Source organism: Desulfobacterales bacterium, assembly GCA_030066985.1.
Classification (GTDB): domain Bacteria; phylum Desulfobacterota; class Desulfobacteria; order Desulfobacterales; family JAHEIW01; genus JAHEIW01.
Genome location: JASJAN010000016.1, coordinates 21151 through 45188, shown reverse-complemented (window position 1 = coordinate 45188; position 24038 = coordinate 21151). Strand labels below are relative to the sequence as shown.

The window sequence follows — 24038 nt, the reverse complement described above, 5'->3', positions numbered from 1 at the left end:
CACACAATGGTAGATTGTCACCTCAAAGGTATCGGTATTAAGGCACAAGCAGGTGTCAGGTTTCAGGTGTCAGCCCTTCTAATCGACCCTGACACCTGACACCTGAAACCTAAACTATAGATGAGACATTTGAAATTTAGATGATTGGAATTTGGATCATATGGTTGTTACTTTAACGGAGTACCGGGTGCCACCGCTTTTTCCAGGGTGGCCAGAGTGGGGCCGGTGTCATCTACTGCTGCAACGACCATTCCATTGGACAACACGCCCATGAGTTTAGCGGGTTTGAGATTCGCGACGATAATCACCTGTTTGCCAATTAATTGATCAGGGGTATATTTCTCTGCGATTCCGGCCACCAGGGTGCGTTTTTGGCCCATATCGACTTCCAGTTTGAGCAGCTTCTTTGCCTTCGGAATCGGTTCAGCCTGCACAATGGTGGCGACCCTTAAATCGACTCGACTGAATTCATCAAGGGTAATTTCAGGTTTGATCTCCATCGGGGCCTCCGGTTCCGGTTCGGCTGCAACGCTTGTCTTTTCATTGACGTCAATTCTTGGAAACAAAACAATTGATTTGAGCAACTGCGTTTCCGCCGGCAGCGTTTTCCAGGCCCGCAGCTGATCAAGATCATAAAAGGAGCTGGCTGGATCCAGTCCGAGATATTGCTGCATTTTTTGTGCGGTGCCGGGCATCACTGGATAGATCAGGCCTGAGATGATGCGCAGCCCTTCAAGCAGCTGGTAGATCACGGTTGCCAATTGTTTCTGGCTGGATTTCTTTTTGGCCATCACCCATGGGGCAGTGACATCGATCATTTTATTCATTTGTCCGATAAATTCCCACACAGCCATCAAGGCTCGATGAAATTCAAAAGATTGCATGTGGGTTTCAAAATGATCAATGGTTTGCAGGGCGTCGGCACGCAGGTCGAAGCCCAAGTCTTTCTCTGCCTGCGGATCGCTCTGGGGAACTTTGCCGTTAAAATACTTATGGGCCATGGATAAAATTCTGGAGAACAGATTGCCGAGATCATTCGCCAGATCCGAATTGATGCGCTGAACCAATGCCATCTCTCCAAAGCTTGAATCCAGTCCAAAATTCATTTCTCGTATCAAAAAGTACCGGAAAGCATCCAGGCCGTAAATATTTCGCAGCTGGAGCGGATCGACCACATTGCCCAGGCTTTTGGACATCTTGCTCTGTTCGATATTCCAGTATCCGTGCACATTCAGGTGCTGGTAAACCGGAATTCCAGCGGCCTTGAGCATCGTTGGCCAATAAATACCGTGGGGTTTCAGAATGTCTTTGGCAACAATGTGTTGAGCGACCGGCCAGAATTTGCCCAACAGGTCGTCGTCTGGGTATCCGAGGGCGGACACATAATTGACGAGCGCATCAAACCACACGTAGGTGACGTAATTTTCGTCAAAGGGCAGGGTGATGCCCCACTTCAAGCGACTCTTGGGTCGAGAGATGCAAAGATCCTCCAGCGGTTCTTTCAGAAAAGCCAGCACCTCGTTGCGGTAGCGTTTGGGTCGAATAAAGCCCGGGTGTTGTTTGATGTGATCGATAAGCCAGTCCTGATAGCGGCTCATTTTAAAAAAATAGTTGGACTCTTTAATGATTTCCGGAGCAACCTCATGATCCGGACATTTGCCGTCGACCAATTCGCGATCGGTGTAAAAGCGCTCACATCCAAAGCAGTATTGACCCTCATATTCGCTAAAATAGATGTCGCCGGCATCATAGATCTTTTGCAAAATTTGGCTGACGACATCCATATGAGCGGCATCGGTTGTACGCACAAAGTAGTTGTTGTTGACGTCGAGCTCGGGCCAGAGATCCCTGAAAAGGCGACTGATTTTATCGACATATTCCCTGGGGCTAAGGTTTTCTTTCTGCGCAGCGCGGACGACTTTGTCGCCATGTTCGTCAGTTCCGGTCAGAAAGAACACGTCTGCGCCCCGCATTCGGTGAAATCGGCTGATAACATCGGCCACAATGGTGGTGTAAGCATGTCCCAAATGCGGGCGGGCGTTGACGTAATAGATCGGTGTTGTAATGTAAAACGGCTCAGGCATTTCTATTCCTTTTGCAGGGTGATTTGGTCGGCTTTATATTCAACTTCTATGTTGTCCTCCAGACGGACGGCGATCCGGTTGCAAATTGCATTATGACGAATAACCTTGCCTTTTCCACCGGGTGTCCTGACGACTTTACCCAAACGTGGCAAATCTTTCTTCAAATGCTTGTAAGTTTCAAATTCGTAGGTTAGACAGCACATCAACCGTCCACACTGTCCCGAAATTTTGGTTGGGTTTAGTGAAAGACTCTGTTCTTTGGCCATTCGAATCGAGACCGGATCGAATTTGTCTAAAAACGTTGAGCAGCACAGTTCACGACCGCAGCGGCCAATTCCGCCGCACATTTTGGCTTGGTTGCGGATTCCCACCTGCCGCATTTCAATTCTGACACCCAATTTTTTGACCAGCATTTTGACCAATTGTCGGAAATCGACCCGGCCTTCGGCTGTGAAAAAAAAGATATATTTGTTTCCGTCGAATGATTTTTCAACCGAAAACAAGTTCATTTTCAAGCCCAGTTTGCGAATGCAGTCCAGACAATAGGTATGGGCAGAATTTTCATCCGACAGATTTTGTTGACGCTGTTTGAAATCTTTTCCGGTTGCCAGTCGAAATACCTTTTTGTGCGGTCTATCGCCGGGCGATTTCTCATAGGGCCTCGGCGGCACCACCACTGTTCCGAAACCCAGCCCCTGTTCAGTTTCAACAATAACATGGTCACCCTTATTCAGGACGAATGCGCCGCAGTCAAAATCATATACTTTGCCTGCTGTTTTAAACCGTATGCCAACTATTTTTTTCATGTTACCTTTTATATTTTACCACGCAGAACCCTGAGATCACAGAGATGGGCTCTTTTGCCGTGAATTTTTAAGGCGGTCATGTGATTTTTTCTCTGAGTGCGCTGTGATCCCTATGGTGAGCTAAAGGCTCATTATTTTGCCAGTTCCATCAATAGCCGTTCCATGCAGAGTCTTACATTGGTATTTGCCGTCAATCGGTTCTGGGCATCTTCAATCGTTTCCATTTTAGACAAAAGCGTTGCCATGTCCGTTTTACAGGATGCGCTGGTGATCTGATCGGCCATATCCTGGTTGATCATTTTATGGCTGACGTGCCGGTTGATGATCAAATCCCTGAACCAGGTTTTTATCAATTCAAAACGTTCATTCAGCAATTCTTTTTCCCGGGCTAATTTTTCAGCCAGCGCCAATATATGGGCTATGTTCTGTAAAGAAAGGGCCTGCACTTCAGCAAGTAACCATTTGCGGCTCAACACCCAGTTGGCCGCAATCAACTGCTGTGCTCGGTTAAGGCTTCCATTGGCCGTTTCTGATAACAGTTTTGCCTCTTGTGGTTTGAGGCCATGTTCCTTTTGAACCCATGATGCGATATATTCATCCGAAATTCGATTAAACTTAACCAACTGGCAGCGGGATGCAATCGTCGGCAGCAAGTCAGATCTTCGGGTCGCCAGCAGCACCAGCATCGAGCGATCAGGCGGCTCCTCGAGTATTTTGAGCAGTGCGTTGCTAGCGGCCGCATTCATGCTTTGTGCCTCGGAAATGATTACCACCCGGGTTCTCGCTTCATATGGCTTCAGGGACAGGGTTTGCAATAATGCCCGAATTTGTTCAATTTTGATGAAGGGGCCGCTCGGTTGGATTCGGATGATATCCGGGTGGTTGCCGGCTTTAATTTTTTTGCAGGATTTACAAACGCCGCATGCCGGTAATTGTGGAAGGTCAGGATCCTGCCCGGACCCATCATCCGCATTGGAACCGGAAGGCCGGCCCTGGCAGTTGCAGGCCATTGCCAGCGCAAGTGCAACAGCCTGTTTGCCCACTCCTGCTATTCCTGTGAAAAGAAGGGCGTGTGGGAGAGTCCGGTTCTTAAGGAGGGTGGTTATTATTTTAATGGGTCGTTCTTGATTTATGAGCAACTCAAACCCGGACACAACTTCAGTAATCTACCCGTTCCTTCAGCTCTTTTCCTGATTTGAAAAAAGGCAGCTTTTTCGGCTTAATGGTAACTTGCTCGCCGGTTTTTGGGTTTCGGCCGGTGTAGCTCTTATAGTCTTTTACAAAAAAGCTGCACAGACCCCGAATTTCAACCCGTTCTCCCCTCGCCATGGCATCCGCCATGTTATCGAAAAATATCTGTACAACCTTTGCCGCTTCGGCTTTCGATATATTGGCCTCGGTTTTCAAGGCGGAGATGAGCTCCAACTTATTCATAGAACCTCCTTGTTCAAAATACGGATCGGCAATAACGTTTTGAAATGTATATGCTAAGACACAATTGGATGTCAAGCGGTTATGTTAATATTTTCGGCACGATTTCAATATCATCCTCACTGACTTCCACGCCAGCGTATTGGCCAAGGGCCTCGATGTTGACAATCACCCGTCCCTTTCCCCCATAGCGGATAAACGTTCCGCTAACGCCGACAAACGGACCATGAACCACCAAGACCCGGTCTCCGGCTTTTAATCGGGTGCCGGTTGTGATGGGATGATCTGCGCTGACCATGATTTTTAAGGATTCAATGGTTTCCTCCGGAACGTGCACCGGTCCCTGTTTGCTGCCAATCAGTCGCACTGCCCCGGCGGTTTTAACCACCTCCAGATGGGACTGGGGCGCCAAATCCGTCTTGACAAACAGGTACCCGGGGAATAGCGGCACGCGTATCATGGCCTTACGGTCGCGACGTTTGCTCCGCACGGTCACTTTCGGCAAAAAAACCTCAATGGATTTTTTCCCTAGACCATCAAAAACAACGTTTTCAAATCGGCTTTTGGTATGCAACACATACCACAAATGTGTCAAGCGTTTATCTTCCATTGATTGTGATCCAATCCAGATTTTTTATCAGCACCCAGACAATGACGCTGTTAATGATTGGGCTCAGGCGCCACCAAAACGTACGGTTTAATATTTAAATTCGCCCAAGCCAACTAGTTCGATTCTAAAACCTACCTTCCAGTCATTGGGCTCATTAATATAGTTAAAGTCAAAAGCCCAACATTGGGTTTTATAAGTGAATCCGAGAGTCGTTTTTATTCTTTGCTCAGATTCAAAATTATACTCATTACCACCATTGACGGAAAAGCGATCTGTGATCTGCACCTTTAATTTCCCGGTCAGGGACTGGATATCTTCTTTGGTCTGCGTTTCTTTTGCTTTTTTTTCATACCGATAGTCCACAAAAAGCTCATCCCCGCGGTTGTCCCAGATGGTACCTGCTACGTTGTGTGTCAGAAATGTGTTGTCATAAACAGAATATTGCGCATCGGCATCGATCCAGACGTATCTTCCCGGCCGGACATCCAGTTTGGCAAATATGGGGGCAAACGGCCGGGTGGATTGTTCAAAATCATAGCTATGCTGCACCTGGAGACGCAACAGGTCATTATACAAAAAGTCAGCGGTAGATTGACGCCGGGCACCGCGATTGATAGCCAGCGATGGCTTTAACCTTTGTGCTGCGGTAGTTTTGGATTTGGAGGTTAATGTATTGATTATCCCATAGGTAAATTTATTGGACTCATCGATGCGGTCGACGGCATCAAAACGGGGCAGACCTCTTTGTCTGGAGTTGGTTATGATCTCATGGGTAATCTGAGGTCGAATGCGATGTTTAATTTTTTCAAATAATTGGCCTTCAAAATCGAATACTTTTTCAATTTCGCTAAAGAGTTCCAAGCGGGTGTCAAATATTTCCCGATGGGACCAGCGGTCGTCGTTGATTTGGTCATCAAAGTTTGTTTTATCCAGGCGATAGATGGTTTGGCGGTATCCTGCAGAGGGTTCAATGGTCAAATAATTTTGCACGCGAAAAGGCAAATAAAGTCGGGGCTGGATATCAAAACGCTGCCCCCGTTGACCGGTGTCACGCCAGAAATGGTCATATTGTGAAGCCAGATCAAAATAGAAAGGTGACGTCGAAATTTTTTGTTTGCTACCGTCAAATGAGATCAAGGGCAATCGCTGCAGGGTACCGCTGGTGTTGCCGTTTCGTCGGATATCATCGTTCCAGCGCGGCTCAAAATTAAGACTAAACGAGGGCCACAGCCGATTCAAATTCAAGCGGTTGGTTCGAATCGGATCGTTATAGTCGTCAAGCTGTCGATTGAATCTTGCGCGAAAATATTGGTTGGTGTCATCATACCCCATATAGCCTTCCCTAAATTCACGCAGATAGTCCTGGTCTCTGACAATGTCTAAATCCAGCTTGGCAAAAAATCCCAGCGGAACCGGTTGATGATGACTCATGCGAAACCAATAGCGATTGTCATTTCTGCGCAAGACTTCTTCTCCGGCGTCTCTAAATCCATAGTCATTGCTGGATTGACCGCCGGTATCGGTCTTGTCGTCTTTTAAGCCATCTAACATGAAGGTACCTTTGGTTTGCTCACTCAAGTAATAGCGAAATTCGGCGCCGGGCTTTATGCCGCGGTTCGACATGTGATGGCCGTAAAAGGTGGCATCTGTGCTTTCTGAAATGGCCCAGAAAAAAGGCTGATTATATTGATATCCCCTGCGATCGGACTGCCCAAACTCGGGCATCAGAAAGCCGCTCTGGCGGTCTTTTCTTGCCGGATAATAGAAAAAAGGCGTATACAGAACCGGTACCTTTCTGGCGCGCAGCACGGCGTGTTTCGCAGTGCCGGCACCATCCTCTTTAACTTTAACGTCCCGGGCATTGATTTTCCAACTGGGTTGCGGTCCATCGCAGGTCGTCAGGGTGGCTTGATCCATCCGATAGGTTTTTTTACCCGTTTTTTCGATTTTTTCAGCTGTGATATGGAAATTGTTTTCTTTTAAATACAAATACGCATCTTCGATAAACCCCACCTGGTTGTCAAGATCGATCTCCAGATAGCTGCCGGTCAGAATATCCTGGCCAACGACCAGCCGGACGTTTCCCCTGGCAAATGCGCGTTGAGATTTGTGATCATACCGAATAAAATCGGCTGTCAAGCGGATATCGCCCCTGGCTATCTGCACATTGCCGCTGGCCATATATTGGTCCAGCTGCCGGTCGTAGGCCACCTCTTCGGCATGCAGTTCCCAGGGTAGCCGGCGCTTATCCTCCAAAATCTGTTCGGGCTCCAATTGCAATAGCTGGGCTGCCGCCGGTAGCGGTGTGGCGACAGCAGCCAATATCATACAGCCGAGGAAAGCGGTCAGGCAGCGTATTTTATAGAAGAAAATCGAACCCAAATGTTTCAACCGTTTCAGCTGAAATTAAGTTCTCCTGCATTTGTGCTTCGATTTGAGATGAACCATTCAGCTCTGATTTTTGTGGGGTCATGGGTACACCCGCAAGACCCCGGATTCGTCTATATGCCTTGAATATAATTAGAATTTGGGATATACAACCAGAATGGTTAAATATGTCAAGATATCGTCGGAAAGTCAATTGGGTGCTCATCTTAGCGGTCTTTGCCTAAACAGTTTCACAAGACCCATCCAAATTGTCCATTCAATTCGTTTCCAAGAAGTGTGGTTCGCCAAACCTTTTCCCGCGATGGGTTCTGCACAAGCGGGTTGAAGTGCCAATCTGGTGATCCCGCCATGCTAGCCTGCACGAACTGGGTTGGCCCAACACCCAAAGGATCCATTTTTGTGAATCATGATGAATATTCTGTTAACCAATGACGATGGAATATATGCGCCGGGCTTGGCAACGTTATATGCGCACCTGTCACCGGATCACCATGTAGAGGTCATTGCTCCTGACCGCGAACAAAGTGCGGTCGGTCATGGTATTACCTTAAATGACCCCCTGCGTGCGCATAAAGTGTCGATTCCGAATGCTTTTGAAGGCTATGCCGTCTCTGGCACGCCGGCAGATTGCATCAAATTTGCCGTGCTCGAGCTTTTGAAAACCAAACCGGATTTAGTGATATCCGGTATTAATCCGGGAGCCAATGTGGGGGTCAATATTAATTATTCCGGTACGGTGGCAGCAGCTAAAGAGGCGACAATGTACGGCATCTTGGCAATTGCGGTGTCCATTCACAGCCGTCAAGTGGAATCGTATGATACGGCTGCCGTTATTGTCGCGCAACTGGCCCAGGACATATCCGCCCGCGGGCTGCCGCCCGGCACCTTTTTAAACGTGAATATCCCCAACCTTCCTTTATCGAAAATAGCCGGTGTGCAGTTTAGTCGGCTGGATATGGATTTTTTCCCTGAATACATCGATAAGCGCATCGATCCGCGCGAGCGAACTTATTACTGGCAGGGGTGTGATTCTCTGCCCCAGGGAAAGTCTATCGATATTGACGGCTCTGCATTGTGCAAAGATTTCATTTCGATCACGCCGATTAAGTGTGATCAAACAGATTACGATGTGCTTGAAAATTTGAAAAAAGGCAAAATTCTTAAGCAGCATAAAAATTAGGGTTTAACCACAAAAGCAAAAGCAGTGAATGCCATGTTTATCACATTAGAAGGTATCGAAGGTTCGGGCAAAACAACACAGATCGACCGTTTGGCCCGTTTTATTGCCGAAAGGGGATTCGAGTGCGTGACAACCCGCCAACCGGGGGGGACGGTTATTGGTGAACATATACGCTCAATCTTACTGAACCCTGAGAATCATACCTTGTCACCGATGACCGAATTATTGCTGTATTTAGCGGATCGCGCTCAGCATATAAATGAAATGATCGAACCCATTTTGGCGGCAGACAAAACCCTCATTTGCGACCGTTATTTTGATGCGACGGTGGTCTATCAGGGATTTGCCAGAGGACTCAGCGTTGAGCTATTGCTGGATTTACACCGCATGTTGTTTGATAATTTAAAACCGGATATCACCTTTTTGCTGGATCTTTCGCCGCAACAGGGTTTGGAGCGCGCCTGGCAGCAATTAAACAGCGGCCAGCGGAAGGGGCATGAAAGCCGTTTTGAAAATGAGGCCTTGGCCTTTCATGAAAAAGTTCGCAACGGTTACCTCGAGCTGGCACAGCGTGAACCGCAGCGGTTTCACCTTATCGATGCTGCCCAGAGCCCGGATCGGGTCTTTGCTGACATTAGCAAGATATTAGCACCTTTAATCAAATGAGGTGCCGGCTGAAGGTTGAACCTTTTCGGGACGTAAATTGAAAACAACAACAACGCTACTGACATCATAAGCAGATACAATGGGCAATTCTATACTGGACGCCATCGGCAACACGCCCCTGGTTAAAATCCAAAAACTAAATCCGAACCCCACCATAACGATGCTGGCCAAGCTGGAATATTTTAATCCCGGCGGCTCTATTAAAGATCGTGCCGCCCTTTGGATGATCGAGGCTGCCGAACGCTCAGGGGAGCTCACTCCTAAAAAAATTGTCATTGAGCCTACCAGCGGCAATACCGGTATCGGCTTGGCCCTGGTTTGTACGGTCAAGGGATACCGGTTGCTGCTGGTCATGTCAGATGCCGTCAGCATTGAACGCCAGAAGATACTAAAGGCCCGGGGCGCCGACATTCTTTTAACCCCCGGCCATTTGGGCACCGATGGCGCTATTGACGAGGCCTATCGACTGGCCCGTGAAAATCCAGACACCTATTTTCTGCCCGACCAATTCAATAATGAAGCCAACTGGCTGGCGCACTACCACGGAACGGCGGAGGAAATCTGGCGTCAGACCAACGGCCAGGTGACCACTTTGGTCGCCACTTTGGGAACGACCGGAACCTTAATGGGCGTTTCAAAAAAATTGAAGACTTATGATCCGACCATACAAATCATCGGTGTCGAACCGTATTTGGGCCATAAAATTCAGGGATTAAAGAACATGAAGGAAGCCTACTGCCCTGAAATTTTTGACAAGAAACGTCTGGATCAAAAAATCAACATCGAAGATGAAACCGCTTACGAAATGGCCAGACGGTTGGCCAGAGAAGAAGGCATCTTTGTCGGAATGAGCAGCGGTGCTGCTATGGCCGGCGCCTGCAAAGTCGCGGAACAAATGACCGCAGGCACACTGGTTGTCATTTTTCCGGACAACGGTGAGCGCTATTTAAGCACTTCACTGTTTGCCGTTCATGATGAAATTTCCCTGAAATTGTTTAATACGATCAACCGCAAAAAAGAAGTGTTTGAACCTCAGGTCCCGGGAAAGGTTTCGGTTTACTCCTGCGGTCCGACGGCCCATGCCCGCGCTCATCTCGGAGAAATGCGCCGGATTGTATTTGCCGATTTGTTATGCCGCTATCTGGAGCACCGCGGCTATGCGGTCCATCATTTGACCGATATCAACGATCTCGATGATAAAGCCATCAGCGGGTCCGAAAAACAGGGTGTTGCGCTAGACGAATTTACGGAAGAAAACATTGCCAAATTCAAGAAGGACCTAACCGTTTTAGGGGTTACCCCTGCCAATGTTTACGCCCAGGCCAGTCAGCATGTTGATGACATGGTGGCTTTGGGGGAGAAATTGGTGCAAAAGGGCATTGCCTATGAAAAACTGCGCTCCCTCTATTTTGACATCTCCAGGCTCGAGGAATACGGCCGGCTTTCAGGGATCGATATCAATAAAATCAAAGTTGGGGCCACGGTTGATTTGGAAGACTATGAAAAGCTAAACCCACGTGATTTTACCCTTTTTAAGCGGTCTAAACTATCAGAGCTAAAACGGGGCATCTTTGTCAAAACGCAATGGGGAAATGCAAGACCCTCCTGGCATATTAAATCAGCGGCCATTTCCATGAAATATTTAGGGGAGCATTTTGACATCCATACCAGCAGCCGGGAGTTGGTCTTTCCTCACCACGAAAATGAGAATGCGATCGCTGCTGCTATAACCGGTAAGCCGCTGGCCAGGTTTTTTGTCCATTGTAACCGCGTGCTCATGGATGGTAAGAAACTAGATGAGCAAGCGGCCGGCTTAACGGTCGCAGATCTGGTCAATATGGGCTATTCCGGTCGGGTCATTCGTTTTTGGTTATTATCCAGCCATTATCGCAAACCCATACCCTTTTCAAAAGAACGCTTGGCAAATGCCGGCCGTGCGCTTGATCGTCTGGATCGCTGCATTTCCAGTCTGCGTTGTGTTAAGCACGGGGATGGTTATGCGGATATTGAACAGTTGCTTTATGACCTGAAAAACGGTTTTACGAGTGCAATGGACGATGATTTAAATATATCTGCAGCCCTGGCTGCAGTTTTTACGATTGTTAAAAAAGTGAATACCCTCATCCTTAATAAACAACTGAATTCAACCGACGCCACTAAAATCGTGGATGGTTTTCGCAGCATTGACGCTGTATTGAAGGTATGTCGTTTCTTTGATGCCTATGCTGATCCAGATATACAAGGCCTGTTTACAAAAAGAGAAAAGGCCCGCGCAGCGGGGAAATGGGACCTGGCAGATAAAATCAGAGAAGAGCTCAAATCACGCGGCATACCGGTTCAGGATCAGAGTTAAGGTTTCAAATTCAAAAGTTCCGCCGGAGGCGGTTCAGGTGTCAGGTGTCAGGTTTCAGGGTTGATCGGAGGGACTGACACCTGAACACTGACACCTTTTTATAAGCTATCTGATCACAATTAGACACAGGAGCGACAAGACGAAATGATACAGCCGATCTATTTCCCCTTTACCTATGTGCCGCAATGGGTTGCGGAAGTTTTGACGGCCGGATTCGGGCATTTTCATGTTTATCAGCCCTCAGGTAAGGAGCTGCCGGCTGAAATGCAACCCTGGGCCGAAAATAATGTCATGCACATCTGTGTGCCGGTGCCGTTTGAAGATAAGAAATTTACCGAGGTTGTCAGCGCTTTTGAGCAATTTGCGCATCTGCATGCTGATGCCGGAAACCTCAAAGCATTCTGGAATCAGCCAGACGCAATTCCATTTTTCGATGAAACGTCTGCCTCGCAAATTGTGGCCGATCTGAAAACGGACCAGCAGCCAAATAACGGGCTAGCGCATCCGGAGGCTCTCTTAAAAGCTCGGGTTTTTTTGGAATTTGCCCAGGAATTCGATCGGCAAAATGTCGAATTGCAGCAGGAATTGGAGGAAACAGATCGCTGTTCTGAAGACTTGCTGAAAAACTTGAGCGGCAAAAAGAATGGTGAGCCTGCGCCCCCGCGGCTGACTGCTGAAATTAAATTTCATGAACCGGGTGATTACATGCCACTGGATCGACTGCAGGCCTGGATTCATCTGTTTTTGGAGAAACCGATCAATACTGGATTTTTGGTCACCAGCAGCCCAACGATCTTTAATTCTCTGGTTGAAGAACTGATGTCGGAAAATAAAATATTTGAATTCAATGGTTTGCCTGCCCTTGCCTCAGGCGACCAGGCATTGATGGACTGGCGGGAAGCCCTTTGCCAGCAGATAAAAAACGGGCTTGAATCCGGAGAGCCATTCACCGAAAACGCCCTTGCTTCCAGGCCGCCGCTGCCACAACAGGCTGCCCAATTCAAGCTTTCTGTTTGCCGCTGGCCTGAATGTACGCCTGCCCAATTATTTGCGCGGTTTATAAAATCACCTATCGCGGACATTAACAAGTTCAATCAGACGCCTGGCATTAAGAACACGATACTAGGACTCATCGAGCGCTGCCCGTAACGGACTTGCTGGCATTGGGCGTAACCCTCTGATAACTCTGATCAGTGACAATCAATTGGTTTTATTTAAAAGGTTTGTTCTGTTTAATTTTTGCAAAAAATGCCATCAAGTCTTGACTCGCTTTTCCAATTGGTATATTGACATTTTCTTTAATAGAATCCAAGGTGGGTTGATCACCTTAATCAAATCCTAAATTCGAAAGGAGACTTTTATAATGGCTTTTAATGTTGTCGTTGATCAAGAAAAATGCACAGGCTGCGAAGAATGCGTTGATGTTTGTCCGGTTGAAGTTTTTGAACTGGAAGATGGGAAATCCCAACCCGTGAATGCGGATGAATGCCTGGGCTGCGAAAGCTGTGTCGAGGTCTGTGAAGAGGCTGCGATTACGGTAGAAGAGATTTAACTTGCTTTTGACCCTCTGCCCCGTGGTTGCGTTCCACAGCCCGGATCAGAGGGTCTTCTTTATGGATACCCTATAATTTCCTTGCCCGAATGACCGGGAATGTTGACTCCCACCGACTGTCTCTTCGCATCCAAATCAATATCCTCGTTTTCTCAACAAGCTGGCGCCCTCATGATTCTCTGGGCCGATGCCAGTTTGGTCATATATGACATGACAACTTCTGATGAATCATGGCAGATCGGATCTGTTTTGGGCTAAATTGTCATCAATAATAGATGCTTGCGGGCCTGACTGCACCTTGCTAGCAAGGACAAACTATGTTAGAAGTAATCTCAAAATCTGTATCCGGGGCCCATGGCCTGGCCCGCTGCCGGCGGATCGAATCCGTTTAGATTTCTAAGGATTCAGGGAAACGCAGTCGACCAGCATTTCAGCCGATCGACAGATGTTAAAGTGCAGATTGCAACGGCGAATGATCTAAAAATCAAATCCGTTGGCGAGCGGTTAAGTGGGACGCATTGTATTATGAAACAATACCTAATCGATGAGCTTAGACCCGAGGACCATCAAAAGGTAAAACAATACCTGGATGAAAAATATGGTCCGGTGGAAATGGGGAGTATTTACTGGGTACCATTGGCAGCAGATATGTTGACGGATATTCAGCAACAGCATACGGACTGTCAGCCTTTTAATGCTGCGATTGACCTGCAGGAAGACCGGCTGGTCCTTGAGCTGTTGGTGCGCACCAAAAAAAAGATTCGGTGTGCCTGCATCGGATATGCGGAGGAGCGGCAACGGAATTGGTTGATCGACCAGGTGGATGCCATATTCAAACGTTTAGGCGTGATCACCTGATGTTTTCTGGGCCCAACCGGACCGGTTACCCGTATCAGGAATCGAACAAACCGATGCAATCATTATGATTATAAAAGAGGTTGTCGGTCTCGCGATATCACGGTGATTGTCAAGTTGTCCTGAAAATGGTTGCTCAGGTGCCGGAACTTATTGAGATGATACGCACAATTTACATCACGGTCTGGGTTGTTTTGGCAACTTTTGTGCTGGGCACAATGGTCATCGTGCTTTCTTTTTTTGTCAAAAGCGGCAATCCTCTGCACAAAATTGCCCGTTATTGGGGGCGCTCCATCCTGGTGGTCAGCCGTATCAAGGTCACGGTCGAAGGACTTGCGGATATCGATGCGCAACGTCCTTATATTTATATGCCCAATCATCAGAGCAACTTTGACATACCGGTTCTGCTCGGCCATCTTACGGTTCAGTTTCGATGGTTGGCCAAGATGGAGTTGTTTAAGGTGCCGATCTTTGGTCACGCCATGCGCAAGGCAGGCTATATCAGTATTGACCGCAACGATCGAGAGTCAGCCATTAGAAGTCTGCAGGCGGCAGCTGAAAAAATAAAAAATGGTATATCGGTGCTGATTTTTCCGGAAGGGACGCGTAGCCGGGACGCTCAGATCCAACCTTTTAAGAAAGGCGGTTTTGTGATGGCCATTGATTCCGGTGTGCCGATTGTTCCGGTGGTCATCAGCGGCGCACGTGCGATCATGACCAAAGGCAAGTTTCGTGTTAACCCGGGTCAGATTCGGTTGCGAGTCCATAAGCCGATCGACACCTCAACCTATACCCACGATACCAAAGAAGCGCTGATGGCGCGTGTTCGTCGCGTCATTTGCGACAATCTTGAAAACAGTGAAATGGATCGGAAGGCATGTTAAAAATTATTCCGCTCGGCGGTCTCGGTGAAATTGGCCTGAATATGATGGTATTTGAATACGGGGACACGCTTTTTGTGGTCGACGCAGGATTGATGTTTCCCGAAGATTATATGCTGGGCGTGGATTTTGTCATTCCGGATATTGAATATCTGCGGCAGAACGAATCCCGTTTAGCGGGCATCGTCCTAACCCATGCTCACGAGGATCACATCGGCGCTCTACCCTATCTGCTAAAGGAGGTCAGGGCCCCGGTATTCGGAACACCGTTTACGTTAGGTTTGGTTCGCAAAAAAATGGAAGAATATGAGCTCGGTGGTCCAATGGACATGCATTCCATATTACCGGATGAAACCCTAAAATTGGGACCGTTTACCTTGGACTTTATACGTGTGGGCCATAGCGTTTTGGACGGCGTGGGCATATCCATTCAGACACCTTTAGGCCGCATCATCCACACCGGTGATTTTAAAATTGGTTATGGTTCTACGGATGGGATGGCCACGGACGTTAACAAATTCGCCAAACTCGGGGAAGAGGGGGTATTGGCCCTGTTGTCCGATTCCACCAATGTGGAACGGGAAGGATATCCCATAACCGATAAGGAAATATGCGGGGCCTTACTGCGGATTATTACCGAAAGCAGTGGGCGTGTGATCGTGGCCTTGTTTGCCTCCAACATTGCCCGTATTCAAGTCATTTTGGATATCGCCAAAGCAAACGGGAAAAGAATCATCTTTGATGGCAAGAGTATTGAAGCCAGTGTTCATATTGCCACCGAGCTAGGCTATCTGGACACGGGCGCTTACGATGTCATCTCAATCGATGAGCTTGCCGAATATAATGATGAGGAGCTGATCATCGTTACCACCGGGACCCAGGGAGAACCTATGTCTGCGTTGGCCCGAATGTCAGCCGGCACCCATAAGCACATCACCATAAAAACGGGGGATACGGTTGTGTTATCCTCTAAATTCATTCCCGGCAATGAAAAGGCCATCGCCAAGATTATCAACAATCTCTATCGCAAAGGCGCTGATGTTATATACGAGAAAATATCTGATATTCATGTTTCCGGGCACGCATTTCGCGAAGAACTTAAACTGATGATCAAATTAACCCAGCCCCGGTATTTTATACCGATTCATGGAGAGTACCGGCACTTGATTTTACATTCGCGGTTGGCCGAGGGCGTCGGCATACCCAAAGAAAATATCTTGTTGACGGAAAATGGTCAAATTGTAGAATTTGACAAAACCGGTGGCCGCCTGAACGGACGGGTCACAACGGGCCGGGTGCTCATCGATGGCAAGGGCATTGGCGATGTCGGCCGCAGCGTATTAAAAGAGCGCCGCGTGTTGTCAGAAGACGGCATGGTGGCGGTCACCATGGCATTTGACGAAGACACGGGTGTTGTGGTTTATGGCCCGGAGTTTATTTCAAAAGGATTTGTGTTTGAAACCGAAAGCGGCCACCTGCTGGAAGATGCCCAGTGTGTTGTTTTGGAGATCGTCGAAGAGGTGACACCGGAGATAAAAAATCGGGTGGATATCATCCGATCAAAGATTAAAACCGCGTTACGGCAATATTTTTTCTTTACCATCGGCCGCCGGCCAGTTATACTTCCGTTTATTATGGAAGTGTAATTGACTGCTGGCCGTTAGCCAGCAGCCAAGGTTTCAGATTTCAGTGTTCAGGTGTCAGTCCTTCGGATCAACGCTGACACCTGACACCTGACACCCGAAACCTTAATACATACCAACACTGGAATATTGAAACCGAACATCGTCAAAAGTGCCCAGACAAAAGTAACCACCCAATAGACCCAATCCTATGCGCAAAGAAATCATCGGCATCTTTTGCTTCTTTTTAGTTATTTTCACCCTGATCAGTCTGTTATCTTTCAGTCCAGATGATCCGTCGATTCACAATGCCAAAGCCGCGGGTGAAATCCATAACCTATTTGGCAGGCTGGGGGCGCATCTTGCCGGTATTTTGATCGGTCTCGTTGGGCTCGGCGCATTTTGGATTCCGCTACTGTTGTTGTTGACCAGTATTCATTTTTTTGGCGATCATCCAATGAAGGCCAAAATTTCGACGCTCATCGGCGGCCTCCTGCTGGTTGTCACCACCGGCAGCCTGCTGGCCTTGCGTCAAGATGCCTACCTGTTGTTTGGCAACCATTTTTCGGCCGGCGGCCTTATTGGCATTCCGTTAAAATCCTTCCTTACCCAATATACCAATTTTACCGGCGCCTTGATTATTTTAGTTTTGCTGTGGATCGTCGGCTTTATTTTGGCAACCGGTTTTTCGCTGATCGCCTTTTGTCTGCGCTGCTGGGAGTGGATTACGGCTATCGCGGATCGCATAAAGACCCTTTATTTAAAAGGAAAGGAACGCCGGGAGCGGTCAAAGAAATTTGCCCAAGTTGATCGCAAGTCCAAGCGTGCCAAAGCCAAGAAAATAAAAATTAAGGCCACGAGCCCTAAACCCATTAAGCCCGTACCAGCGCCCAAACAGGAGGAATTTAAGTTCATGAAATCCGGCAAGGGCTTCCAGTTGCCATCCATTAATTTTTTAGAAGACGCGGAATTTCAAATTGGTTCAGCCGATAGTGAAAATTTACGGATGCAGTCGCAACTGCTTGAAAAAAAATTGGAAGATTTCGGTGTTCAGGGAAGAGTGGTTGAGGTCGCCCCCGGGCCGGTAATTACCACCTTTGAGTATGAACCGGCCCCCGGTGTCAAGATCAATAAAATTGTCAACCTGACGGATGATTTAGCGCTGGCCATGCGAGCAACCAGTATTCGCATCGTGGCGCCGATTCCGGGCAAGGCGGTCATTGGGATCGAGGTTCCCAATACCGATCGCCAGGTGGTTAAGTTCAAAGACATTATCGCGTCCAGTGTTTTTGAAAAGTCCAAATCTAAACTGACCCTTTGTCTGGGAAAGGATATTGTCGGCAACCCCGTCGTTGCGGAATTGGAAAAAATGCCCCATCTGCTGATCGCCGGCGCCACCGGCACCGGTAAAAGTGTGGCCTTAAATGCGATGATTTGCAGCCTGCTATACAAGTCCAAGCCCGGTGAAGTTAAAATCATCATGGTCGACCCCAAACGCATTGAATTGTCCAGTTACGATGGCATTCCCCATTTGATCACACCGGTGGTGACCAATCCAAAAAAAGCCACCAATGCGCTTTTCTGGGCGGTGCGCGAAATGGAGCACCGCTACGAGCTGCTGTCGGAGATGACCGCCCGTAACGTCAAGCAGTATAACAACAAGATAGCCAAAGCCTCAAAAACGGCTGACAAAGAGGCACCGGAACCGCTGCCCTATATTGTTATTGTCATAGATGAACTTGCCGACCTGATGATGCTTGCTTCACGGGATGTCGAAGTGGCGCTGACACGACTGGCCCAGATGGCACGTGCCGCCGGCATTCATCTCATTTTGGCCACCCAACGACCCTCTGTCGATGTCTTAACCGGCATCATCAAAGCCAATTTCCCGACCCGTCTGACATTTCAAGTATCTTCTCGAACCGATTCGCGAACGATCATCGATACCGTCGGTGCCGAAAATTTACTGGGTAGCGGGGATATGTTGTTTTTGCCCCCGGGCACGGCAAAATTGCAGCGTATTCATGGTGCCTATATTTCTGAAAACGAGTTAAGTCAAATCACCGCTTTTTTAAGAGGTCAGGAAAAACCGGAGTACGATGAAGAGGTAACTGAGGCCGCCGCCATGCAGCCCGCTGAAGCTGACGATGATGAATATGATGAGCGCTATGATGATGCAGTGGCGCTGGTCACCAAGAACGGACAGGCTTCTATCTCCATGGTTCAGCGCCATTTGCGAATCGGCTACAATCGTGCCGCACGCATTATCGAAAAGATGGAAAAAGAGGGTGTCGTCGGCCCTTCAGACGGCGCCAAACCCAGAGAGGTTCTGGTCACCAGTTATGACCGGAAATCTTAGCGGCTTTCAGCCGCAGGTTTCAGGTGTTCCGCCGCAGGCGGATTCAGGTGTCAGCCCTTCTATTTGTCCCTGAAACCTGAAACCTGACACCAGAACCGCCAACGGCGGAACTATAAAGCCCGCCACCCGACACCCCTAATAAAAGCTGAGCATGAATATTGACAGAGAACTAGTTTCAGCAACCAAGGGCTTTCTCCACGAAGATGAGGGGCGCTGCCTGTACGATACCGCGCTCAAAGCCAGCCAACTGGGGCCCTGTCTTGAGATTGGCAGCTATTGCGGCAAATCGACGATTTACATCGGTATGGCCTGCCAGAAGAACAGCAGCATCCTCTTTTCCATCGATCATCACCGCGGCTCTGAAGAACAACAGCCGGGTCAGGCCTATTTTGATCCCGTTCTGTTTGATCCCCAATCGGGCAGGGTGGACACATTTTGCGAGTTTCGCAAAACCCTTCAGAAGGCCAATATAGAGGATACGGTGGTGGCAATGGTCAGTCGTTCGGATGTGGCTGCACGGCACTGGGCCACACCGCTGGGAATGGTTTTTATCGACGGAGGACATTCCATGGAAACTGCTCTTAGCGATTTTACCGCCTGGTACCCCCACATCTTACCGGATGGCTATCTGCTGGTGCATGATATTTTCATTGACCCGTCTGATGGGGGGCAGGCACCCCGTCGCGTTTTCGATCTGGCGTTGGCCAGCGGTCAGTTTACTGCCATAGCGATGATCCGAACCCTGGGGGTGTTGCAACGCAAAAAATAAACCCCGTATCTTCTTTGGGGATCTTCAGCCATCAATCTGAAAAGGTCTTCCAAATTACCTAACACCCCTTCAGGCTGGCCGGTTGAGTCCGTCTCCGGCGGATTGAGCCCGTTAAAATCGGAAACATATCAGATCATATTATTTACCGGCTAACCGGCTTACGGGCAAACCAGCTCAACTTTTTTTAAAATACACCACCAGACTTTTTCCCAATAGCGGATTGAGCAATTTGTCCAATCCGGCAACAAGCTTTGGCTGTTTCATGATATCCCAAGTCAGAAAACGATGGTAAAGATTTACGGCGGTCGAGTCTGTGCGATCTGGCCCCAGCAGACATTTCAACCACCAGTAGGGGGTGTGCAGGCTATGGGCATAATGAACGGCCCAGTGTTTTACGCCCAAGTTTTCGAGCAAAGCAATGAGCTTTTTTTTGCGATATATGCGGATATGGCCGTTGTCTGAGCTTGTGTATGCTGTTGAAAGCGCCCAGCAAATGCTTTCCGGCCAGAAACGCGGGACGCTGACTGCCAGATTGTGCCCTGGTTTTAACACTCGAATCATCTCACCGGCAGCGCGACGATCGTCTGAAACGTGCTCCAGGACTTCTGAGCAAATCACGAGGTCAAAGAAATTGTCTTCAAATGGCAAAACACCTACATCTGCGCGCGTTAAACCCCACATGCCGCCGCCATTTTCGCCGATGCTTTCGTGAAACTGCAATCGCTTTTTGGCCGCGCCGAGTTCGACTGCGTCTAGATCCGCACCGATGGCAAACGCATTTCTACACCGGTAAGCGGCACAGGTATGACGACCCGAACCACATCCAATATCCAGAATGCGGTAACCCGGCTTGATACTCAATCTATCAAAATTAACGGTGAGCACCAATAGCCTCGCGATATACGTTGACGGTCTTCTGGGCGGCTTTGATCCAAGTAAAATGTCGCTGAACCCTTTGATAGCCGGCACGGCTCAATCTTTGGGCCAGTTGCGGTCGTTGCAGAATAGTTAAAATTGCATCGGCGAGCGCTTGTGCGTTAGCCGGGGGCACCAAAACACCGGCGTCTCCGACGACTTCCGGCAAAGCGCCACCAGTGGTGCTAATGACCGGTACACCACAGGCCATGGCTTCGCCGACAGGCAAACCAAACCCTTCATAGACGGATGGAATAACTGCTGCGGTTGCTCTTGCGTACAAACGCACAAAGTGGTCGTGGGTAATCCGACCCGTAAAGGTGACGCGATCTCCAATTCCCAGTTTTTGGATTAATTTCTGGCTGTATCCGTTTTTGTGGGTTGACCCGACAATTGTCAGTTTGACCGGCAGCGTTTGCCCAACGATTGAAAGTGCCCGCAGCAGGTAAAAAAGTCCTTTCAGGGGCATATCGGCGCTGTTAGTGACAATCAGTCTGTATTTTTCGCGGGCGATTTCAGGGATGGGGTAAAACAGATCGGTGCGGATGCCGTTGGGTACGATTCTAAATCGCCTGGTTGATATTTTAAAATCACGGGCGATATCATCGCGTGCGGTTCTGGATACGGTGATGATATGGGAAATTTTTCTGGAAACGCGTTTTTGCATCCCACAAAACGAGTACCAGCGCCACTGCTGTATCTTGCGCCATATATTTGCAGCTGAGCGAATCGCAATTTTACGATCGATGGTGATGGGATGGTGAATAGTGGCAACCGTGGGCAGCCAGTCTTTTATGGTCAGCAGGCCATAGGACAACCCCTGGTTGTCATGGATGATATCGTAAACGCGCCGCTTTGTGCGCAGGTAGCGGCGAGCGTGCAACCCGAATATAAATGGCTCGGGAAAGCCCATGGTGGAGACCCCGAGCCATTCTATTAAATTGATGGGCTGACGCAGCTCTTTGAGTGACGGCGTTCTGAATAAGTGTTCCGGATTATAAAGGTCCAGCGATGGAATCTGATAGCAGGGAATATCTGCATCCAACTGCGGTTTTGGCGGGCCAACAACGACCTCTACGTGATGTCCCAGGTCCTTCAGGGCGCGGCTCAGATTTTTTAAATAAACGCCCTGCCCACCGCAATGGGGATTGCAGCGATAACTTAGGAGGCAAATGTTCAAGGGTTTTGATGTTTCAGGTGGCCCCTTTGAATATTTTTGATGTTTGGTTATGCCGCTCATTTTCATTGTTCAAGAATGTGTTTTTTTTAACCGAATCATCCTCCTCGTCGTCCGCGTTCTCAAAAGGTTTTTACGAGCCATATTCCGAGGACCGGCACGAGGACGAGCACAAGGACGATATAATGGTGCTGTTGTCCTATCAATCTTTGGTTGGCGCACTTCAAAAACACCTTCTGGCACGAATTCGGGCATATGGCAATACCTACCATACCGCCGATGACCCTGGCGGCTAAAGTTTTTGCGTAAAGTGTCGATATCAAATCCAGAGGTTTTGACAGCTATATCTGGTTATAACCTTTTGAAATTAAATAAATTAATAAAATAACAGCCGAATGGGGTGTTGACGGTTTCACGCCATGGATAGTCCCGAAAAAGAGACCATATTGTTTGTCGATGACGAAGAAAGTATTTTAAGCGTATCCAGTGAATACTTTCAACGCAAAGGGTATCAAACCCGCACCGCCCGCACCGGTGATGAGGCCCTAAGAATTCTCTCCGATGAGAGGGTCGACTGCTGCTTTACCGATATTAATATGCCCAAAATGAACGGTCTTGAGCTGGCCGAAAAAATCAGAAATCTCGATAATACCATGCCGGTTATTGTGATGACCGGTTATCCATCCCTGGAAAATACCATCCAGACAATTAAAAACGGAGTGGTTGATTTTCTAATCAAGCCGGTCAATTTGAAACAGATGGAATTAAGCGTGCAGCGTGTGATGCAGCAGCGCAATATGTTTGTGGAAAATATCCTTCTGAAAAAAGAGGTCGAAGGCAAACAGCGTCTGGAGAATCTGAACCAGGAGCTAATGGTCAAAGTCAAGGAGCTGAACATCCTTAACAAAATAATGAGCCAATTTACGGCCATAGGCTCTAGCAATGATGTGTTCAAGCGAGCCGTGGATCTTGCCCTCACGATTGCCCATGCGGACAGGACCGGCTTATACGTGATTAATGAGGCCCTTCAGGAACCGGTTCAGGTATCGTCTTCGGCCTTGTCCAGCGGTCTTTGTACAAGGCCCGGCTCAGCAAAGGTCTGTCAGGTGCCGCCGATACCGTTTGGGGGCAATTCCCCACCGGTAAATTCTACGCTGATAATGGAAGTTGTCTCAGATCAGATTCCCTTGTTGATCGCTCAAAATAAGGCCAATAACGGTTTGCCGGCTGAGATCAAATCCGCCATGATTGTGCCGTTGAAGATCAGAAACAAGGTTTTTGGCGTGATAACCGCAATGGTGACGCAGGGGGCGAAACGATTCAGCGAAAAAGATTTGTATTATCTGTCCTTTTTGGCCCAAAGTGCCGCGCAAGCCATTGAAAACCTGGCCCTGTACGAAAATATCTACGAAAATCTTTTTGCCACCCTATACGCATTCGTAAAAGCGGTTGAAGCAAGAGACCTGTATACTCAGCAGCATTCAAGCCGTGTTACAGGGCTGTCAATCGTAATCGGTAAACAACTCGGATGTACTAAAGAGGAGTTGGACATTCTCAATTTTGCCGGGCATCTGCATGATATCGGTAAGATCGGCATCCGCGATGACATCCTTTTAAAACCCGGCAAATTGACCGAGGAAGAATTTGAGAAAATTAAGGCGCATCCGGTCATTGGCGCCAACATTCTTGAACAATTGGGATTGTGGGAAAGAGAAAGACAGATTATTCGATGCCATCATGAGCGATTTGACGGTACCGGATATCCCGATGGTATTCGGCAAGAGGATATACCCTTTTTGGCCCGCATTTTATCCGTGGCCGATGTCTACGATGCGATGGCATCCGATCGGGCCTATCGTAAAAAAATGGCCGATGAGGTTATTCTCAAGATCATCAATGAAGGCAACGGCTCCCAGTTTGATCCGGCTGTTGTTGCAGCTTTTAATCAGGCCTACACCGACGGCAAGATTACGCGGTATATGCAAACCGGAGAAATCAACTGATCTTGTCACCCGTTTCCGCCTTTTGGTATTGCACTTTTGGTATCAGCATAGAGTGTGAAATTCGGTTTCATGTAATACTGGGACGGGGTCGCAGGTCCTCAAATCATAGCCAACAAAAAAAGCGGGATAGCCATTTAGCTATACCGCTTTTTTTGTTATACTAGGATGTGGTCGGGGCGAGAGGATTTGAACCTCCGACCCCTTGAACCCCATTCAAGTGCGCTACCAGACTGCGCTACGCCCCGACACAGGCGTTAATCATTAGCATCCGGTTGAAGAGATGTCAATATCTGACAGAAGACAGAGAACAGAAAACAGAGGTCAGAAAGAGGGACTCATCGTACATTCATCACCTGTCATCTGTCCTCTGACTTCTGTCCTCTGAAT

Annotated in this window: 19 protein-coding genes and 1 tRNA gene; 11 read left to right on the top strand and 9 right to left on the bottom strand. The window is 48.3% G+C overall.

Annotated elements, in window-relative coordinates; translation table 11 throughout:
• Nucleotides 1-167: 167 nt before the first annotated feature.
• From metG to lptD, 6 genes are all read right to left on the bottom strand, one after another.
• Nucleotides 168-2084 carry a methionine--tRNA ligase gene (gene metG / locus QNJ26_09345; GenBank protein ID MDJ0985735.1) on the bottom strand — a complete coding sequence of 639 codons (1917 nt, stop codon included), beginning with the start codon at nt 2082-2084 and terminating at the stop codon, nt 168-170.
• Nucleotides 2085-2086: 2 nt separating this feature from the next.
• A complete protein-coding gene (locus QNJ26_09340; protein MDJ0985734.1) occupies nt 2087-2890 on the bottom strand; it encodes a stage 0 sporulation family protein in 804 nt (267 codons plus the stop codon).
• 131 nt (nt 2891-3021) lie between these two features.
• On the bottom strand, nt 3022-4044 hold the full coding sequence (gene holB / locus QNJ26_09335; GenBank protein ID MDJ0985733.1) for a DNA polymerase III subunit delta': 1023 nt from the start codon (nt 4042-4044) through the stop codon (nt 3022-3024).
• Nucleotides 4045-4048: 4 nt separating this feature from the next.
• On the bottom strand, nt 4049-4324 hold the full coding sequence (locus QNJ26_09330; protein ID MDJ0985732.1) for an HU family DNA-binding protein: 276 nt from the start codon (nt 4322-4324) through the stop codon (nt 4049-4051).
• 79 nt (nt 4325-4403) lie between these two features.
• Nucleotides 4404-4931, bottom strand: a complete 528-nt coding sequence (locus QNJ26_09325; GenBank protein MDJ0985731.1) for a UpxY family transcription antiterminator — start codon at nt 4929-4931, stop codon at nt 4404-4406.
• 87 nt (nt 4932-5018) lie between these two features.
• Nucleotides 5019-7322 (bottom strand): LPS assembly protein LptD, encoded by a 2304-nt coding sequence (gene lptD / locus QNJ26_09320; protein MDJ0985730.1) that lies wholly within the window; start codon nt 7320-7322, stop codon nt 5019-5021.
• A gap of 403 nt (nt 7323-7725) precedes the next feature.
• On the opposite strand from lptD, the gene surE reads away from it, so the two are divergent.
• The 10 genes from surE (at nt 7726) to QNJ26_09270 (ending at nt 19556) form a co-directional block, all read left to right on the top strand.
• On the top strand, nt 7726-8499 hold the full coding sequence (gene surE, locus QNJ26_09315) for a 5'/3'-nucleotidase SurE (GenBank protein ID MDJ0985729.1): 774 nt from the start codon (nt 7726-7728) through the stop codon (nt 8497-8499).
• Nucleotides 8500-8532: 33 nt separating this feature from the next.
• Nucleotides 8533-9165, top strand: coding sequence for a dTMP kinase (gene tmk / locus QNJ26_09310; GenBank protein ID MDJ0985728.1), 633 nt, complete (start codon nt 8533-8535; stop codon nt 9163-9165).
• Between the two features lie 79 nt (nt 9166-9244).
• Nucleotides 9245-11518, top strand: a complete 2274-nt coding sequence (locus tag QNJ26_09305; protein ID MDJ0985727.1) for a cysteine synthase — start codon at nt 9245-9247, stop codon at nt 11516-11518.
• A gap of 144 nt (nt 11519-11662) precedes the next feature.
• Nucleotides 11663-12667 (top strand): hypothetical protein, encoded by a 1005-nt coding sequence (locus QNJ26_09300; protein ID MDJ0985726.1) that lies wholly within the window; start codon nt 11663-11665, stop codon nt 12665-12667.
• Nucleotides 12668-12881: 214 nt separating this feature from the next.
• Complete coding sequence (locus tag QNJ26_09295; GenBank protein MDJ0985725.1) at nt 12882-13070, top strand: 4Fe-4S binding protein; 189 nt, start codon at nt 12882-12884, stop codon at nt 13068-13070.
• Between the two features lie 525 nt (nt 13071-13595).
• The gene (locus QNJ26_09290) at nt 13596-13928 is read left to right on the top strand and encodes a hypothetical protein (protein MDJ0985724.1); all 333 of its coding nucleotides are present in this window, start codon (nt 13596-13598) and stop codon (nt 13926-13928) included.
• 155 nt (nt 13929-14083) lie between these two features.
• A complete protein-coding gene (locus tag QNJ26_09285; protein ID MDJ0985723.1) occupies nt 14084-14809 on the top strand; it encodes a lysophospholipid acyltransferase family protein in 726 nt (241 codons plus the stop codon).
• Nucleotides 14803-16452, top strand: a complete 1650-nt coding sequence (locus QNJ26_09280) for a ribonuclease J (GenBank protein MDJ0985722.1) — start codon at nt 14803-14805, stop codon at nt 16450-16452. The genes QNJ26_09285 and QNJ26_09280 overlap by 7 nt, the downstream gene beginning before the upstream one ends.
• Before the next feature lie 187 nt (nt 16453-16639).
• The gene (locus QNJ26_09275) at nt 16640-18787 is read left to right on the top strand and encodes a DNA translocase FtsK (protein MDJ0985721.1); all 2148 of its coding nucleotides are present in this window, start codon (nt 16640-16642) and stop codon (nt 18785-18787) included.
• 151 nt (nt 18788-18938) lie between these two features.
• Entirely contained in the window at nt 18939-19556 is a 618-nt protein-coding gene (locus QNJ26_09270; protein ID MDJ0985720.1) for a class I SAM-dependent methyltransferase, read from the top strand.
• A gap of 174 nt (nt 19557-19730) precedes the next feature.
• On the opposite strand, the gene QNJ26_09265 is transcribed toward QNJ26_09270, so the two are convergent.
• Together QNJ26_09265 and QNJ26_09260 are read right to left on the bottom strand one after the other, a co-directional pair.
• Entirely contained in the window at nt 19731-20441 is a 711-nt protein-coding gene (locus QNJ26_09265; GenBank protein ID MDJ0985719.1) for a class I SAM-dependent methyltransferase, read from the bottom strand.
• Nucleotides 20428-21711 carry a glycosyltransferase family 4 protein gene (locus tag QNJ26_09260; GenBank protein ID MDJ0985718.1) on the bottom strand — a complete coding sequence of 428 codons (1284 nt, stop codon included), beginning with the start codon at nt 21709-21711 and terminating at the stop codon, nt 20428-20430. The genes QNJ26_09265 and QNJ26_09260 overlap by 14 nt, the downstream gene beginning before the upstream one ends.
• Nucleotides 21712-22067: 356 nt before the next feature.
• Here QNJ26_09260 and QNJ26_09255 point away from each other — a divergent pair, with 356 nt between their 5' ends.
• Nucleotides 22068-23651 (top strand): response regulator, encoded by a 1584-nt coding sequence (locus tag QNJ26_09255; GenBank protein MDJ0985717.1) that lies wholly within the window; start codon nt 22068-22070, stop codon nt 23649-23651.
• Between the two features lie 168 nt (nt 23652-23819).
• On the opposite strand, the gene QNJ26_09250 is transcribed toward QNJ26_09255, so the two are convergent.
• Nucleotides 23820-23896 (bottom strand) — tRNA-Pro (locus tag QNJ26_09250).
• Nucleotides 23897-24038 lie beyond the last annotated feature (142 nt).

What these genes read in the sequence shown, in the direction of transcription:
- metG (MDJ0985735.1), bottom strand. Translation starts at nt 2,084, where the DNA reads ATGCCTGAGCCGTTTTACATTACAACACCGATCTATTACGTCAACGCC.
- QNJ26_09340 (MDJ0985734.1), bottom strand. Translation starts at nt 2,890, where the DNA reads ATGAAAAAAATAGTTGGCATACGGTTTAAAACAGCAGGCAAAGTATAT.
- QNJ26_09330 (MDJ0985732.1), bottom strand. Translation starts at nt 4,324, where the DNA reads ATGAATAAGTTGGAGCTCATCTCCGCCTTGAAAACCGAGGCCAATATA.
- QNJ26_09325 (MDJ0985731.1), bottom strand. Translation starts at nt 4,931, where the DNA reads ATGGAAGATAAACGCTTGACACATTTGTGGTATGTGTTGCATACCAAA.
- surE (MDJ0985729.1), top strand. Translation starts at nt 7,726, where the DNA reads ATGATGAATATTCTGTTAACCAATGACGATGGAATATATGCGCCGGGC.
- tmk (MDJ0985728.1), top strand. Translation starts at nt 8,533, where the DNA reads ATGTTTATCACATTAGAAGGTATCGAAGGTTCGGGCAAAACAACACAG.
- QNJ26_09305 (MDJ0985727.1), top strand. Translation starts at nt 9,245, where the DNA reads ATGGGCAATTCTATACTGGACGCCATCGGCAACACGCCCCTGGTTAAA.
- QNJ26_09300 (MDJ0985726.1), top strand. Translation starts at nt 11,663, where the DNA reads ATGATACAGCCGATCTATTTCCCCTTTACCTATGTGCCGCAATGGGTT.
- QNJ26_09295 (MDJ0985725.1), top strand. Translation starts at nt 12,882, where the DNA reads ATGGCTTTTAATGTTGTCGTTGATCAAGAAAAATGCACAGGCTGCGAA.
- QNJ26_09290 (MDJ0985724.1), top strand. Translation starts at nt 13,596, where the DNA reads ATGAAACAATACCTAATCGATGAGCTTAGACCCGAGGACCATCAAAAG.
- QNJ26_09285 (MDJ0985723.1), top strand. Translation starts at nt 14,084, where the DNA reads ATGATACGCACAATTTACATCACGGTCTGGGTTGTTTTGGCAACTTTT.
- QNJ26_09280 (MDJ0985722.1), top strand. Translation starts at nt 14,803, where the DNA reads ATGTTAAAAATTATTCCGCTCGGCGGTCTCGGTGAAATTGGCCTGAAT.
- QNJ26_09275 (MDJ0985721.1), top strand. Translation starts at nt 16,640, where the DNA reads ATGCGCAAAGAAATCATCGGCATCTTTTGCTTCTTTTTAGTTATTTTC.
- QNJ26_09270 (MDJ0985720.1), top strand. Translation starts at nt 18,939, where the DNA reads ATGAATATTGACAGAGAACTAGTTTCAGCAACCAAGGGCTTTCTCCAC.
- QNJ26_09260 (MDJ0985718.1), bottom strand. Translation starts at nt 21,711, where the DNA reads ATGAGCGGCATAACCAAACATCAAAAATATTCAAAGGGGCCACCTGAA.
- QNJ26_09255 (MDJ0985717.1), top strand. Translation starts at nt 22,068, where the DNA reads ATGGATAGTCCCGAAAAAGAGACCATATTGTTTGTCGATGACGAAGAA.